This is a genomic window from Campylobacter concisus UNSWCS (genome assembly GCF_000466685.1).
GTDB lineage: Bacteria > Campylobacterota > Campylobacteria > Campylobacterales > Campylobacteraceae > Campylobacter_A > Campylobacter_A concisus_A.
Genome location: NZ_ANNG01000094.1, coordinates 1 through 607 on the forward strand (window position 1 = coordinate 1; position 607 = coordinate 607).

The window sequence follows — 607 nt, forward strand, 5'->3', positions numbered from 1 at the left end:
TAACACCATAGATAAATCTAGCACCAATGCAAATTTCTCTAGATCAAGCTCAAATACAATAACTAAACAAACTATCCTCTCATCTATAACAGCCAATGAGCTAAACGTAGAGGTAGGTAAAAACACTCATCTAAAAGGATCACTTCTAGCAGCAGGAGAGTATGATAAAGATAATACCTTTATAGATAACCATAACCTAAATTTAAAAACAGACACCCTAAGCTATGAGAATCTATCAAATACAAGCTACAACAAAGGAACAAACTTTAGTATAGGAGCTAACTATATCCTAGAAGATAAAAACAATAAAGATAGCAGATCAAATAACAATCAAGAAGATAAATTTACAGGTCTTAAATCAATAGATCTATCTAACCATAGAAATTTAAGCTACACACTATCTAAAAACCTAACAACTCTAGGTAGTGGCAACATAGAGATAGTTGATAAAGATAGCTCTGATGATCTAACAAGACTAAATAGAGATACCACTAAACTAACAAAAGATCTAGTAAATACTAGTATAAGCTCAAATGTAGATGGTAGTATGGATTTAAGGGTGCTAACTAAGAGTGGGCAAAAGGATATCAAGGATGAGTTTAATACA

General features: G+C 31.8%; 1 protein-coding gene. It reads left to right on the plus strand.

Annotated elements, in window-relative coordinates; all coding sequences use genetic code 11:
* Window positions 1–607: hypothetical protein (locus UNSWCS_RS12100; RefSeq protein ID WP_035144070.1), on the plus strand; the 607-nt coding region annotated here is incomplete at both ends.